At 36.0% G+C, this 13,626-nt stretch carries 17 protein-coding genes and 1 pseudogene; 4 read left to right on the forward strand and 14 right to left on the reverse strand.

From position 1 onward, the window contains the following. Window positions 1-11: 11 nt before the first annotated feature. From sdaAB to rnz, 3 genes and pseudogenes are all read right to left on the reverse strand, one after another. Window positions 12-671 (reverse strand): L-serine ammonia-lyase, iron-sulfur-dependent subunit beta, encoded by a 660-nt coding sequence (sdaAB, locus tag LOK41_RS00190; RefSeq protein WP_174099095.1) that lies wholly within the window; start codon window positions 669-671, stop codon window positions 12-14. A 48-nt stretch (window positions 672-719) separates the two neighbouring features. Further along, window positions 720-1,085, reverse strand: a pseudogene (locus LOK41_RS00195) (PTS sugar transporter subunit IIC); the annotation flags it as partial. A gap of 284 nt (window positions 1,086-1,369) precedes the next feature. After that, the gene (rnz, locus tag LOK41_RS00200; protein WP_241814693.1) at window positions 1,370-2,293 is read right to left on the reverse strand and encodes a ribonuclease Z; all 924 of its coding nucleotides are present in this window, start codon (window positions 2,291-2,293) and stop codon (window positions 1,370-1,372) included. A gap of 188 nt (window positions 2,294-2,481) precedes the next feature. On the opposite strand from rnz, the gene LOK41_RS00205 reads away from it, so the two are divergent. Next, window positions 2,482-2,733 (forward strand): DUF3932 family protein, encoded by a 252-nt coding sequence (locus LOK41_RS00205; protein WP_174099093.1) that lies wholly within the window; start codon window positions 2,482-2,484, stop codon window positions 2,731-2,733. 138 nt (window positions 2,734-2,871) lie between these two features. Continuing rightward, window positions 2,872-3,396 (forward strand): YhcN/YlaJ family sporulation lipoprotein, encoded by a 525-nt coding sequence (locus tag LOK41_RS00210; RefSeq protein WP_241814695.1) that lies wholly within the window; start codon window positions 2,872-2,874, stop codon window positions 3,394-3,396. 144 nt (window positions 3,397-3,540) lie between these two features. Here the strand turns inward: LOK41_RS00210 and LOK41_RS00220 are convergent, their stop codons facing one another. Continuing rightward, window positions 3,541-4,779, reverse strand: coding sequence for a DNA polymerase IV (locus tag LOK41_RS00220; RefSeq protein WP_241814697.1), 1,239 nt, complete (start codon window positions 4,777-4,779; stop codon window positions 3,541-3,543). Window positions 4,780-4,930: 151 nt separating this feature from the next. Here LOK41_RS00220 and LOK41_RS00225 point away from each other — a divergent pair, with 151 nt between their 5' ends. Continuing rightward, entirely contained in the window at window positions 4,931-5,131 is a 201-nt protein-coding gene (locus LOK41_RS00225; RefSeq protein ID WP_241814699.1) for a hypothetical protein, read from the forward strand. Between the two features lie 52 nt (window positions 5,132-5,183). Here the strand turns inward: LOK41_RS00225 and LOK41_RS00230 are convergent, their stop codons facing one another. Then, entirely contained in the window at window positions 5,184-6,302 is a 1,119-nt protein-coding gene (locus tag LOK41_RS00230) for a tripeptidase T (RefSeq protein WP_241814702.1), read from the reverse strand. Between the two features lie 127 nt (window positions 6,303-6,429). Next, window positions 6,430-6,975 carry a GNAT family N-acetyltransferase gene (locus tag LOK41_RS00235; protein WP_241814924.1) on the reverse strand — a complete coding sequence of 182 codons (546 nt, stop codon included), beginning with the start codon at window positions 6,973-6,975 and terminating at the stop codon, window positions 6,430-6,432. A 199-nt stretch (window positions 6,976-7,174) separates the two neighbouring features. Between LOK41_RS00235 and prli42 the strand changes: the two genes are divergently transcribed. Continuing rightward, complete coding sequence (gene prli42 / locus LOK41_RS00240) at window positions 7,175-7,267, forward strand: stressosome-associated protein Prli42 (protein ID WP_018780796.1); 93 nt, start codon at window positions 7,175-7,177, stop codon at window positions 7,265-7,267. 120 nt (window positions 7,268-7,387) lie between these two features. Here prli42 and LOK41_RS00245 read toward each other — a convergent pair whose 3' ends face one another. The 8 genes from LOK41_RS00245 to LOK41_RS00280 form a co-directional block, all read right to left on the reverse strand. After that, window positions 7,388-7,624, reverse strand: coding sequence for a DUF3894 domain-containing protein (locus LOK41_RS00245; RefSeq protein ID WP_241814704.1), 237 nt, complete (start codon window positions 7,622-7,624; stop codon window positions 7,388-7,390). Window positions 7,625-7,687: 63 nt separating this feature from the next. After that, window positions 7,688-8,248: a L,D-transpeptidase gene (locus tag LOK41_RS00250; protein ID WP_241814706.1), complete on the reverse strand. Its 561-nt coding sequence runs from the start codon at window positions 8,246-8,248 to the stop codon at window positions 7,688-7,690. Window positions 8,249-8,453: 205 nt separating this feature from the next. Continuing rightward, the gene (locus LOK41_RS00255; protein WP_241814707.1) at window positions 8,454-9,422 is read right to left on the reverse strand and encodes an aromatic acid exporter family protein; all 969 of its coding nucleotides are present in this window, start codon (window positions 9,420-9,422) and stop codon (window positions 8,454-8,456) included. 445 nt (window positions 9,423-9,867) lie between these two features. After that, a complete protein-coding gene (locus LOK41_RS00260; protein WP_241814708.1) occupies window positions 9,868-10,590 on the reverse strand; it encodes an amino acid ABC transporter ATP-binding protein in 723 nt (240 codons plus the stop codon). Beyond that, window positions 10,583-11,242 (reverse strand): amino acid ABC transporter permease, encoded by a 660-nt coding sequence (locus LOK41_RS00265; protein ID WP_241814709.1) that lies wholly within the window; start codon window positions 11,240-11,242, stop codon window positions 10,583-10,585. The genes LOK41_RS00260 and LOK41_RS00265 overlap by 8 nt, the downstream gene beginning before the upstream one ends. Before the next feature lie 37 nt (window positions 11,243-11,279). Then, entirely contained in the window at window positions 11,280-12,065 is a 786-nt protein-coding gene (locus LOK41_RS00270) for a transporter substrate-binding domain-containing protein (RefSeq protein WP_241814710.1), read from the reverse strand. A 304-nt stretch (window positions 12,066-12,369) separates the two neighbouring features. Continuing rightward, window positions 12,370-12,783, reverse strand: a complete 414-nt coding sequence (locus tag LOK41_RS00275) for a BrxA/BrxB family bacilliredoxin (RefSeq protein WP_241814925.1) — start codon at window positions 12,781-12,783, stop codon at window positions 12,370-12,372. 155 nt (window positions 12,784-12,938) lie between these two features. Further along, on the reverse strand, window positions 12,939-13,412 hold the full coding sequence (locus LOK41_RS00280; protein WP_217447875.1) for an NUDIX hydrolase: 474 nt from the start codon (window positions 13,410-13,412) through the stop codon (window positions 12,939-12,941). Window positions 13,413-13,626 lie beyond the last annotated feature (214 nt).

The following is a 13,626-nucleotide window of genomic DNA, read 5'->3' on the forward strand; positions in this document are numbered from 1 at the left end:
CCCCCCTGCAATTAGTCCATAATAGTTACTTGACAAATATTTGATTGTCCTTTTATTTCTTCAATCACTTCATCTGCTAATAATTCATCTGTTTCAATGACCATAAGCGCTCTTCTTCCCTTTTCCTTACGTGAAACGCTCATTGTACTAATGTTAATTTCATGTTTCGCAAGTATAGAAGCTACAGATGCGATTGCTCCAAAGCGATCATTATTCACGATAAGGAGTGCCGGGCTTGTTCCTGATAACTGTAAATCAAATCCATTTAACTCCACCACTTCAATCTTACCGCCACCAATTGAACAAGCAACCACTTCAATCTCCTCTTCTCCTTTATACAAACGAATTCTCGCTGTATTTGGATGTGGCGCATTCGCGTCTTCTTCAATAAAGTCCACTTCAATACCACGCTCTTTTGCAATTTCTAACGCACTTGGGATACGTGTATCATCTGTTTCAAATCCGAGTATTCCACCAATCAACGCTACATCCGTACCGTGACCACGATATGTTTTTGCAAATGAGCCATATAACGAAATCGTAACTCTTTCTGGTTCATGACGGAAAAGTTGACGAGCAACTTGCCCCATTCTTGCTGCACCTGCTGTATGTGAGCTGGACGGCCCAATCATAACTGGACCGATAATATCAAATACTGAGCGATATTTCATCATGATTCCCCCTAAATCTTTTATGAAAAATTGCTTAATACTATTCTATTAAGCTGCCGACTCTGTTGCCTTTCCTCCCGTACCACGAATTTGCTCCGCTGTACGAATTGGATAGTTTTTGAATAGAAGTGAGCCAATATATCCTGAAATAATACCCGACACCATAATACATAAGAAACATAGCGTTACTTGCATCGGATCATTAAAGCCATACATAACCATAAGTCCGGCGATTGGTGTTGCTGTTCCTGTTGCATTATTTACAAAATCGAACATGGAAATAATAATACCTGCTGTCGCACCACCCATAAAGTTTGTCACATAGACTGGAATTGGATTTGCTGAAATTAAATCAGCTTGCGTAAACGGCTCAATTGCAACTGCAATTGTCGTTCGTTTATCACCAAACTTCATTATAGCTTGTTTTTTATGAAACGCTTACTTTTGTTGAATTTTAAAAATTCTAATTTTTAAACTCTTTATCCTTCTTGTATTAATGATATACAAATTTACTTATATAACAGTTCCTTAAAATAACCTATACTTTGCATTTCTCTCCAGCACATTCAAAATTTGTACAGTTTCTGTATCACCTCAGATAACTATCAAATAATAACAGATCCATCTATTTAATAGAGAAAAATTTTTTATTACAAATAAAACAATGGCAAACCTACGTTGCCATTGTTTGTAAAACATTACCGTTCTACTGGAAAACATTTTAAATCCATTGCAATTTCTGTGTTCGCAAACAATGCTTGTGCTTCTTTTAATAATTCCTTATACGTATCTCCTTGATAACGAGAACTAATATGAGTTAAAATTAACCGTTTCACATTTGCTCGCACTGCAATACGAGCTGCCTGTTCTGTTGTAGAATGAAAATAATCATGTGCTTGCCTTTCATCTTCTGCTGCAAACGTCGCTTCGTGTACAAGTACATCTGCCTCTTGTGCTAGCTGGTTACTAGCTTCACAATAACGCGTGTCTCCTAAAATTGTGATAATTCTTCCTTTTTGAGGTGGACCGATAAAATCCTTACCATGTAAAACTCTTCCATCATCTAATTCTACTGTCTCACCATCTTTTAAACGTTTAAAGATTGGACCTGGCTTCACGCCTTCTTCTAACAATTTCTCAACAAGGAGATGTCCTTGTATATCTTTCTCTACTATTCGATATCCAAAACATTCAATCCCATGTGATAATCGCTTCGTTTCCACAGAAAACTGCTTGTCTTCAAAAATAATGCCTTCCTCTGTAATTTCAACAATTTCAAGTGGGTACTTCACATGCGTTGTACTCACTGACAATGCCACTTCAATAAATTGCTTAATACCTTTTGGACCGTACACTGTTAAAGGCGTTGTTCCACCCTGAAAAGAGCGGCTTCCTAACAAGCCAGGTAATCCAAAAATATGATCTCCATGTAAGTGCGTAATAAATATTTTTTCAATGCGACGCGGTCGCACAGATGTATGTAAAATTTGATGTTGCGTTGCTTCACCACAGTCAAATAGCCACGTTTCTCCTCGTTCTTCTAACAACTGTAAAGCAATTGCCGAGACATTCCTTCCTTTTGAAGGGACGCCTGCACCAGTTCCTAAAAATACAAATTCCACTTTCTTTCCTCCAGCTCTTTATAGGATCTACCTTTCATCTTACGGAATGTTATTTCAAATGGCAAATGAATTTCTATGAACTACTCATCTAGACGACTATATTACACGAACGATACGAATAAAAAAATAGGAATCATTCGTGTTTTGTAGTAAAATAATGGTACCATAAATAAAGGGAGCGTTTAACTATGAAAGAAATATTTCGTTTACAAACTGATTTTTCATCTTCATTTGATCGCTGGGTAAGTTCTTTCGTTTCTGATCATCCAGCACAACTAGAATGGACGACTTTAAAAGAGTTAATCCATGAGTACACAACATTGCATACAAATCAAATGTTACCGGAATATATTTCTTCCTCTATCACATATTATGCACAGCGCATTTCAACAGCAAGCAATTCAGAGATTGTGATTTATGAAAATCCTTCAATCTCATAATCTATAAAAATGTAAAAGCATCGAAAATCGGTGCTTTTTTTATTTTTATAAATAAAACCATATCCTCTCCTTTCATTATGCATAATAAATAGCCAACTGGTCATTTTAAAAACATAGTATTACAAAGGAAGGATATCATTGAAAAAATTAAAGATTTTTCCAATCATTTTTTTAGCGATGATTTCATTATTTGGATGCGCAGGAAAGCAAAAGGAAGAAGCGTTAGATAATCGTGAAAACAATGGCGTACGAAATATTAGATACGAAGAGAACAACACTGATCTTCAAAGGGTAAGAAATAATACAAACAATGTCACGAACAACGAAACACAACTACACATAGCAAATAAAGCAGCAGATCGAATCGTTGAACTAGAAGAAATAGACAAAGCAAATGTAATCGTCACAAATAGAAATGCCTATGTGGCAGTTGTGTTACGCGAAAACGTAAAGGGCCAAATCACAAAGCAATTAGAAAAGAAAGTTGCGGATCAAGTTAAAGCTACAGATCCAGATATCCGCAATGTATTTGTATCATCAAATCCTGATTTTGTAGACCGTATGAGAGACTATGCGAACAAAATTAACGCAGGCAAACCAGTAACAGGGTTGTTTGAAGAATTTACCGAAACTGTTCGAAGGGTATTCCCTAACCCTCGATAACAAATCAAGCAACCTTAATTGAAAAAGTAGTAAGTCGAATGCTTTTTGAATCTAGTCTAACAGCTATCGGATGGAAAACTTCATTCGATTTACAAGCTAACTAAACATAAAAGGTGCCATGATAATTCAGTATCATGACACCTTTTACATAAATTTATTTTCTAATTTCTGCTGAAATGATTTTTCCTGGTTTCGAAATAGCTGACTTCCTCTTTGTAACATAGGAGCCCCATATTTATCATTGATCTGATCAATTACAGTTAACAGTGGCTCTTCTTTCGCATCTTCTTCAAATGAAAATAAATCCAGTTGCTTCATTGATTCTGTCTTCCACTCTAATTCAGTAGCTGTAACACCAAGCAACCTAATCGGATCTCCATCCCAATGTTGTTTCCACAAACGTGAAGCTGCTTGAAAGATGTCATGCTCTTGCCAAATTGCATTTTTTAATTGTTTACTTCGTGTTATTGTACGCCGATCATAGTATTTGATCATAATTTGAATGTTATAGCTGACAAGGGTACGTTTTTGTAATCTTTTACTAACCGATTTCGATAATCGCTCTAACATATCGAGCAATTCTTTCTCTTCATCCATATCTTTTGAGAATGTTGTGGAATTCCCAATGCTTTTATGTTGCCCCATTTGATTTGGATCAACTTCTCTATCATCCATGCCTTTTGCTCGTTTTTGTAAATCAACGCCATGCTTTCCTATTTTCGTACGTATCACATGTTCTTCTTCCTTTGCCAACTGTTCAATGGTATGTATGTGGATTTCTTTTAATTTTTCCGCAGTTTTCTCACCAATTCCATGCATCGCTTCAACAGGACGTGGCCAAAGTAATTCCTGAATATCTCGTTTTCGAAATACTGTAATGCCGAGCGGTTTTTTCATATCCGACGCAGTCTTCGCTAGAAAGAGGTTTGGCGCTATTCCAATGCTGCATGGCAACTGTAATTCTGTTAATAACGCTTGTTGGATTATTTTAGCAACCTCGAGAGGCGAACCTAATCCGTAACAATCTGTTATATCTAAATAACCTTCGTCTATAGAAACTGGCTGTATCTTTTCAGTAAAGCGTGAAAGAATTTGAAACATTTGAAATGAGGCTTCGCGATATAATTTAAAATTCGGATGCTTTACAACTAACTCTGGGCATAACCGCTTCGCTTCCCAAAGTAGCATTGTTGTCCGCACTCCGTATTCCCTTGCTTCATAACTGCACGTTACAATGATTCCCTTTCGCTCTTTTTCATTTCCTGCAATTGCTAACGGCTTCCCTTCTAACGATGGGTCATGTGCAATTTCAACTGATGCAAAGAAACAATTCATATCCACATGCAAGATGACACGACCGTTTTTCGGATACATTTCTCTCATATTTCTCCCCCAACCAAGAACATTTGTTCCTTTCATTATATCAAATTAAAGAAAACAGTGAAACTTCCCTATTACAAAAACCATGTTTTTCCTATCATATTTTTGATCTACTGAAATTAATAATGGATAATTATGTAAAGGAGAGGGTGATATGAAAAATCATAGTAAACTTAATCAAACATTTCTAGTCATTATATTAATTATTGCTATTAATTATTTGTTACTTCCAATTTTCAATATTAATTCCGCTGAACTTCTCCCTCACGTAGTACACGTCGCAACAACATATATACTCCCATGGATTTTTCTCTATTGGCTCATTCGCCTTGTGAAAGCAATTGAATCAAAATGAAAAAGAGCATGTAACCTTCTACAGGCTACACGCTCTTTTAGTTTTCTTACAATTATTTCGCTACTTCCTCAACAATTGCCACAACTAGTTCAGCTGTTTTCGCTAATTCCTCAACAGGAATCTTCTCATTTGTTGTATGAATTTCCTCATATCCAACTGCTAAGTTTACCGTTGGAATACCGTGCCCTGCAATTACGTTTGCATCACTTCCGCCACCACTTTGGTGAAGAGAAGGCGTACGACCAATTTTTTCAGCAGCACGTTTTGCAACCTCTACAACATGATTGCCATCTGCAAATTTAAACCCTGGGTACATAACTTTTACTTCAACATCTGCTTGACCGCCCATTTCTTTTGCAGTTGTTTCAAATGCTTCTTTCATTTTTGCAACTTGTTCTTGCATTTTTTCATCTACTAAAGAGCGAGCTTCTGCGAAAATTTGCACATGGTCACAAACGATATTTGTTTGTGTACCACCTTCGAAACGACCGATATTTGCAGTTGTTTCAGAATCAATACGACCAAGTGGCATTTTTGCAATTGCTTTTGCTGCGATTGTAATTGCAGATATACCTTTTTCTGGTGCTACACCAGCGTGAGCTGTTTTCCCGCGAATAATCGCATTTACTTTCGCTTGCGTTGGTGCTGCAACTACGATCTCACCAACTTTGCCATCACTATCTAATGCATAGCCATATTTTGCTGTAATACGTTCACGATCTAATGCTTTCGCACCAACAAGACCTGACTCTTCACCTACTGTAATAATGAATTCAATTTTCCCATGAGGAATATTCTTTTCTTTTAAAACGCGAATTGCTTCAAACATAGATGCTAATCCAGCTTTATCATCTGACCCTAAAATTGTAGTACCATCAGATACAATATACCCATCTTTAATAGAAGGCTTAATTCCTTTACCAGGAACTACTGTGTCCATATGAGAAGTGAAGTAGATTGTGTCTACACCTTCTTTTGTCGCAGGTAACGTACAAATTAAGTTACCTGCGCCGTGTCCAGTTACACCCATTGTGTCATCTTCGAATACTTCAACACCTAAAGCAGTAAACTTTTCTGTTAACACTTTGCAGATTTCAGCTTCAAATTTTGTTTCAGAATCTACTTGTACAAGTTCCATAAATTCATTTACTAAACGTTCTTGATTAATCATAAGACTGCGCCTCCTGCACTACCATTATGTATGTAACAACATTCATTATAACAGAATTCCGCAAAAGTTTCGAAATACAAGACAAAAAACAGATGGTTCACACATCTAGATAACCATCCGCTTACTTCTACTCATTTAAAAGCACCCAACGCATATGATCTTCCCAAACTCCATTTACCATTAACATTTTCCGAGATACCCCTTCATATTGAAAGCCAATTTTCGTTACAACTTGTATAGATGCTAAATTACGTGGCATAATTGGAGCTTCAATGCGGTGTAAACGAAATTCTTGAAAAGCCACTCCAATTGCTTTTCTAAGCGCTTCTGTCGTATACCCTTTATTTAATTCATCTTTATCTAATTTATATCCAAGAACACAGGACTGATAAATTCCACGAACAATTAAATTGAAAGAAATACAACCGATAATATTTGTATTATCGCCTTTTTTAAAAATCCATAATCGGATAATTTTCCCTTCCTTAAACTCCTTTCTATCTTTTAGTAATCTTCTCTTTTGATAGTCTAGTGTAAAAAAATCATCTGGTCGATATTCTTCCCACGCCTTTAAAAATTCACGATTTTTGTCGTAATATTGAAGAACTTGCTCTGCATACGACTCATCGATTCCCCTTAACTGCAACCGCTCTGTTTCATATATTTTCATCATCGTATCTCCATTCTTCATCTTGTAACCCTTTTTAAAGGCACCGAAAAAACTTGTGTCCCACCCCTTTATATTCTCTATGCACTTTGAATTTTCCTGTTCTATTTTATATACACTTCTCGAATTTTGTCCTCCCTCTCCCCTTGTCCATACTTTCTTTTCTCGTTACAATAAAGTTGTAATAATTGCAAGGAGGCCCATTATGAATAAAAAAGCACAAAAAGTTATGATTTACGTTATGCTAATTTCCATGCTTGTAACAACCTTGCTTACTGGAGCAAGTATGTTTTGGTAAAAAGGACGAATTGCTCGTCTTTTTTTATTTCCTATGTATATGCAAACAGGCTGTTTATTCTCCTGAATAGAAAATAAACAGCCTGCTCAATCACCATTATTTTAATGAATCATATGTATTTTATTTTATTAGTACAATCGCTACGATAATAAATGAAAAAGCCATCACAAGTGCCATAACAAAGCTTGTATAATGTTTCTGCTGAAACGCTCCTATAACAAAGGTTACATTCAGAAGTGCCATGAATACAATAGATACGAGAAAAGAACATATATTAAAAGTTGCCAATATGAAGGTAACAACGAATAGAAAACCAATACAAAATTGCATATAAGAAAGCCTTGGATTCAAGTACATATAAGCAACCCCTTTTCCTATTATCTTTGTATATTCTCATTAACGCATGGTTATGTACACATGTCAAGACATCGTAGAAGAAAAGAAAAAGCCAACTTGTAGGTTGACCTTTTCATAAGCGATAGCCCCTTTTTCTTTCGCAAGTTGCTGGAACGTTTTTTTTGATTTCACAATCGACACTTTTGTTCCAATCGGAATACGATCAAATAAATACTCCACATCTTGTTTCTTCATCCGAATACACCCTTGCGAAATATATTTTCCAATTGAACTTGGCTGATTTGTGCCATGGATACCATATTTACTCCCATCAGTCCCCCGCGCGTTAAACCCTATCCATCTAGATCCAAGGGGATTTTTAGGCGATCCACCAGGGATATTCTTTGCAATATAATAAGGATTTTTTGCTTTCATTACAACATCAAATGTCCCTTCTGGCGTTAATTCATTTGTTTTCCCTGTCGCTACAGGAAAGATTTTTTGGATTTTTCCATCATTAATGTAAGCAAGCTTATTCGTCTGCTTATTTACAATAATAAATGGATCTCCGACCCGCGGGTTATCTCCAAGAGGCCAAATCGGTGAAAGAGAAAAACATAATAACAAGGACAGAAAATACGACATAACCCATTCCTTCCCTCTCTATATAAATCCATTTTGATTTTTCGACATAGTAGCTGTGGCTATGAAAACAAAAACAGTTCTCCACTTATTTACTCTTTTTGTTTTCACACAGCATGGGGCTAAAAAAGCACTGACCGCTTCTATGCATGGCCGGATCCTCTCGCCCACCTAAAAAGAATGGTTTGATGTTGTTTTTTATTTGGATTTATATAAGTTCTTTCACATTATCCTTCCCCTTAAACCGACTTTTAATGAGTAAATATTGCTCCATTTCATAAACAAGTTGAACGAGCTTCGCACGCATTTCAAATTCTTCACGAGTCTCAGGAAGTGGCATTTCTCTAAAAATCTCTCGCATTTCTTGTAATTGTCTAAGTGAAATAAGCCCCGTACTTTCAGGACGAATCGAAGTCCCCACATTTTCAATTACTTCCGCAATCATACCTGCCTGCTCATATGACCACGATAACGAAGCGGCGAGAGGCATAATCCGCTCTAAAATTTCAAATTGTTGCATACGCATATCAAAATATCGATAATAATAATCATCTTCTCGCATAAATTGATTTTCAAGTTTTTTAAAAGATAACTCTTTTGCTTCCTTCAAAATATCCTCTGTTTCAATTAGTTCTTTCCCAGACCATGTACTATCCCTGTTTCGTAAATATACAGCCATCTCGAATAAAATGGTTTTAAAATTCCATTCTACTTTTTCCTGATAGCCTTTTAATTCCTTTTCCACACTTGGCATATACATATTTACTAATAAAGCCACACTAATGCCAATTGTTAAAATTGCAATTTCATTTTCAATCGCTGACCACGTAATCTGTTTTAATGAATACAAATGCATGACAATAACGGAACTTGTAACAATTCCTTCTTGAATTTTAAGCATAACGGCGGTCGGGATAAAAGTAAGTAATAACAAACTAATTGCAAGCGGTGTATAACCAATTGTTTCAAAAATACAAAACGAGAATACCATCGATAATAAGCAAGCTAAAAACCGATGCAAAGATGCTTGAAGCGATTTTCGTTTTGTATTTTGCACACACAAAATAACAAGAATCCCCGCAGAGCTATAAAATTCTAAACCAAATAGCTGTGCAATAAAAACTGCCGCACCTGTTCCCACTGCTGTTTTCACTGTACGATATCCAATTTTAAACATATCATTACTCCTATATATACTCATTTTGATTTTCCGATATACAAGTCCCGGCTATGAAAACAAAAAAGAATCCTGCACTCATTTTCTCCCTTTGTTTTCACTTGGCATGGGGCTAAAACAGGTACTGACCGCTTCTATGCATGGTCGGATCCTCTCTTCCACCTAAAAGGAAAGGTTTTATGCTAGGTTTTCAATCTGTATTTATCCCGCATTAACGGGCAGTAATACTCCCACCTCAAAATTCGGCGGGAGCAAAGAAGTTAGGTGGGAGATCAACTGCCCGTAAAAGCCCGATTGGTTCAACTAATAATCAGTGGGGGATGAAGAAAACCCCCACTGATTAAAGTTTCACTTTATATATGTATAAACGTAGTTACGATAAGTATAAAAAAAGGATGACAAACTGTCATCCTTTTCTCCTTATTATTCACGTAACTTTTACATGTTACAATATTTTTTGTAAAAATTCTTGTGCACGTTTACTTTTTGGTTCTGAAAAAAACTGTTCTGGGCTTGCATCTTCAACAAGCTTTCCACCATCTAAAAAGAGCACACGATCAGCTACTTCTTTTGCAAATCCCATTTCATGCGTTACAATAGCCATCGTCATTCCTGTAGTTACTAAAGATTTCATTACTTCCAATACTTCTTTTACCATTTCAGGATCAAGTGCCGATGTCGGTTCATCAAAAAGCATAACTTCCGGTTCCATCGCCAAAGCTCTGGCAATTGCTACACGCTGCTTTTGCCCTCCTGAAAGACGATTTGGATACGCGCCCTTTTTCTCGAGTAATCCTACTTTTTCAAGGAGCTCCTTCGCTTTTTTCTCCGCTTCTTGTTTTGCCACTCCTTTTACATTTACCGGTGCATACATAATATTTTCTAAAACTGTCATGTGAGGGAATAGGTGAAAATGTTGGAACACCATTCCAACATTTTCACGAACGCTCATAATGTTTGTTTTTGGATTCGTTACTTCTTCATTCCCAATCCAAATGTTACCACTTGAGGGTGTTTCTAATACATTCATACAACGTAAAAATGTTGATTTCCCCGATCCAGATGGTCCAACAATCGCAACAACTTCTCCCTTTTCAATTGTTGTCGTAATTCCTTTTAATACTTCATTTTGTCCAAATGATTTATGAAGGTTTTCAATTTTAATCACTTTTCTTCATTCTCCCTTCAATCGCCTTCCCAACAAATGTAAGAATAATTACTAATATATAATAAACAAGTCCAACAAATAATAGCGGTTCAAGATATTTAAACGTTTCACCGCCTACAATATAAGCACGACGCATTAAGTCTGTAGCACCAATTACTGTCACTACAGCCGATTCTTTCGTAAGTGTTGCAAATTCATTCACAAGCGCTGGTAATATATTTTTTAGTGCTTGTGGCAAAATAATATTTCTCATCATTTTTCCATATGGAACACCTAATGCCATCGCAGCTTCTGTCTGTCCTTTATCAACAGCTTGAATACCTGCACGAATGATCTCTGACATATATGCACCCGAATTTAAGCTAAATGCAAGTACCGCTGCTAAAAATGCAGGTATATCATATCCAATCATTTGCGGAACACCGAAATAAATAATCATTAATTGCAAGACGAGCGGTGTACCACGAAATATCGATGTATATAAATCAGCGGCGATATTTAATACCTTTATTCTAGCAATTTTGCAAAGTGCTAATAACGTTCCTAACACAAAACCAGCTAAAGCAGATACTGCTACAATTTTCAGGGTAACTTCTAAGCCCTTTAATATATATGGTATCGACGGAGTAATTGCCGAAAAATCTAAGTTCATTTGTTGTCCTTCCTCTCACAGAAAATAGAAAGGCAGCTTACTTCCCGCTGCCAAACCATTTCTTCACTAATTTATCCATTTCACCATTCTCTTGCATTTTCTTGATTACTTTATTAAACTCCGCTGTTTTATCACTATTTTTCGGAAGAGCGATTGCTGCCCCCACCTCTTCTGGTGCTTCCGGAATTTCAATTCCTTGTAAACCTTTCATTTTTTCTAAATAATTTTTAGCAACTGTATCTTCTAAAATAGCAGCATCAAAACGTCCAGCTTGAATTTCTTGCACGATTTCTGGGATACGGTCACGACCTTGCGCCTCGAATTTCACTTGTTTTTGGAAGTCCTCTGCTTTTTCCTCTTGAATAGAACCTGTTTGTACTCCTACTTTTTTATCTTTTAAATCTTGTAATGATTGGATACCAGAATCCTTTTTCGAAACGATCATATTTTTAGCAACAAAATATATATCTGTAAAATCCGCATTCTTCTTACGATCTGGAGTTGGTGTCATACCTGCCATCACAAAATCAACTTTTCCTGAGTTAAGAGATGCTAATAATCCCCCAAAATCCATATCTTTTATTTTCACTTCATAACCAAGTTCTTTTCCAATATACTTTGCAATATCTACATCAAACCCGATAATTTCATCACTCTTTGAAGCTTCCACATATTCATAAGGTTTATAGTCTGCTGAAGTACCCATCACGAGTACTTTCTTATCTTTCTTCGTATTCGATTCCTTTGTTTCTCCCTTACTACAAGCACTAAACATACTTACGATTAAAATAAGTGCAAATGAAATTGATAATAACTTCTTCATATTTCTTCCCCCTAATAATGTATATTTAAAAGTTTTATAGAATTTCTATTCGATGTTTGTATTGTAGCAGTGTTTTTATTTTTATGCAACTATCAAAATAAAAATAAATTATAAATTCCTTGAAAACAGTGATTATCAATTATTAGATGTATAAAATATTGTATAAATAATGATTTTTATGTATATCCTTCCTCATTATAAATGATTAAAAACAAATATTTTCAATTTCATCTACTAGTAAATAAAACAAATAAAAAAAACGGTATGTGCACTTATCAGTGTACATACCGTTTTTATCGCCTTATTATAGCTCTTCACAATTCTCTTCAAAATACGATTGTAATTTTGCAATAACTTGCATTGGGTCATGTCCTTCAATTTCGTGACGTTCAACCATCGTTACAATCTTTCCATCTTTTAATAATGCGAACGATGGAGAAGATGGTGGATATCCTTCAAAATATTCACGTGCGCGAGCTGTCGCCTCTTTATCTTGTCCTGCAAATACTGTAACAAGGTGATCTGGGCGTTTATCATAATGTACAGAATGCGCAGCAGCAGGACGAGCAATACCACCTGCACAACCACATACTGAGTTTACCATTACAAGTGTTGTGCCATCTTTCTTAAATGCTTCCTCCACTGCTTCTGGTGTTGTTAATTCTGTATAACCGGCAGCTACGATTTCCTCACGTGCTTGACGAACAACGTCATTCATAAAAAAGTTAAAGTTAATCAAGGTTTTCCCTCCTCTAGATCTATCTATTTGTATCTTACCAGTATCCATTTCAGAAATACAAGTAAACTTACTTGCATAAAAGAAAACACGTCTTAGAGCAAATTCTAAGACGTGCTTTTGTATCTCTATATCCATTATATCGTATTTCTACTTCCTTTTTCTATCTTCTCATATGCTTCAATCATTTTTTTATGTGATCCTACAATATAATCCGGTAGTTCTGTTATTGAAAAGAATTTGAGCTGGACTGCTTCTTCTTTATTCACAGATAGTGCTCCTTCATACTCATTTGTATAATAAGCAGTCGTCACAGATTGAAACTCATCACCGTTCGCTAATTTTGTAAAGTAATTTGCACCAGAAAATACATTAATGAGCTTTAAATTCTTCACATGAATCCCTGCTTCTTCATACACTTCGCGGTAAGCTGTTTCTTCTGGTGATTCGCCAAGCTCCATTAAGCCGCCAAGCAAACCCCATTTCCCATACGGTTCTGTTCGTTGTTGCAGCAAAACATGTCCATCTTCATTCAATACGAGAACAACAGCACCAACCAAAATTAAAGGGCGATGACCAACTACTTTTCGTAATTCTTCTACATATCCCATCGAAACAAACCCTTCTTTTTTTATTTCGTTGTCCACACTATTGTATCATATGCAAGAAATGGTAAAATGCGTTTATTATTTACTTTTTTTAATAGATTCATTTGGTATAATGCTGGAGCTAAACCTTTCTACGCATGGTCGGATGCTCTCTCCTACCTAACAATCGATTTTTCAGTTTGATATGTAAAAAGCTGATTCGCATAAGAACGAATCA

The sequence above is a fragment of the Bacillus sp. TL12 genome (genome assembly GCF_022625245.1).
Lineage (GTDB): Bacteria > Bacillota > Bacilli > Bacillales > Bacillaceae_G > Bacillus_A.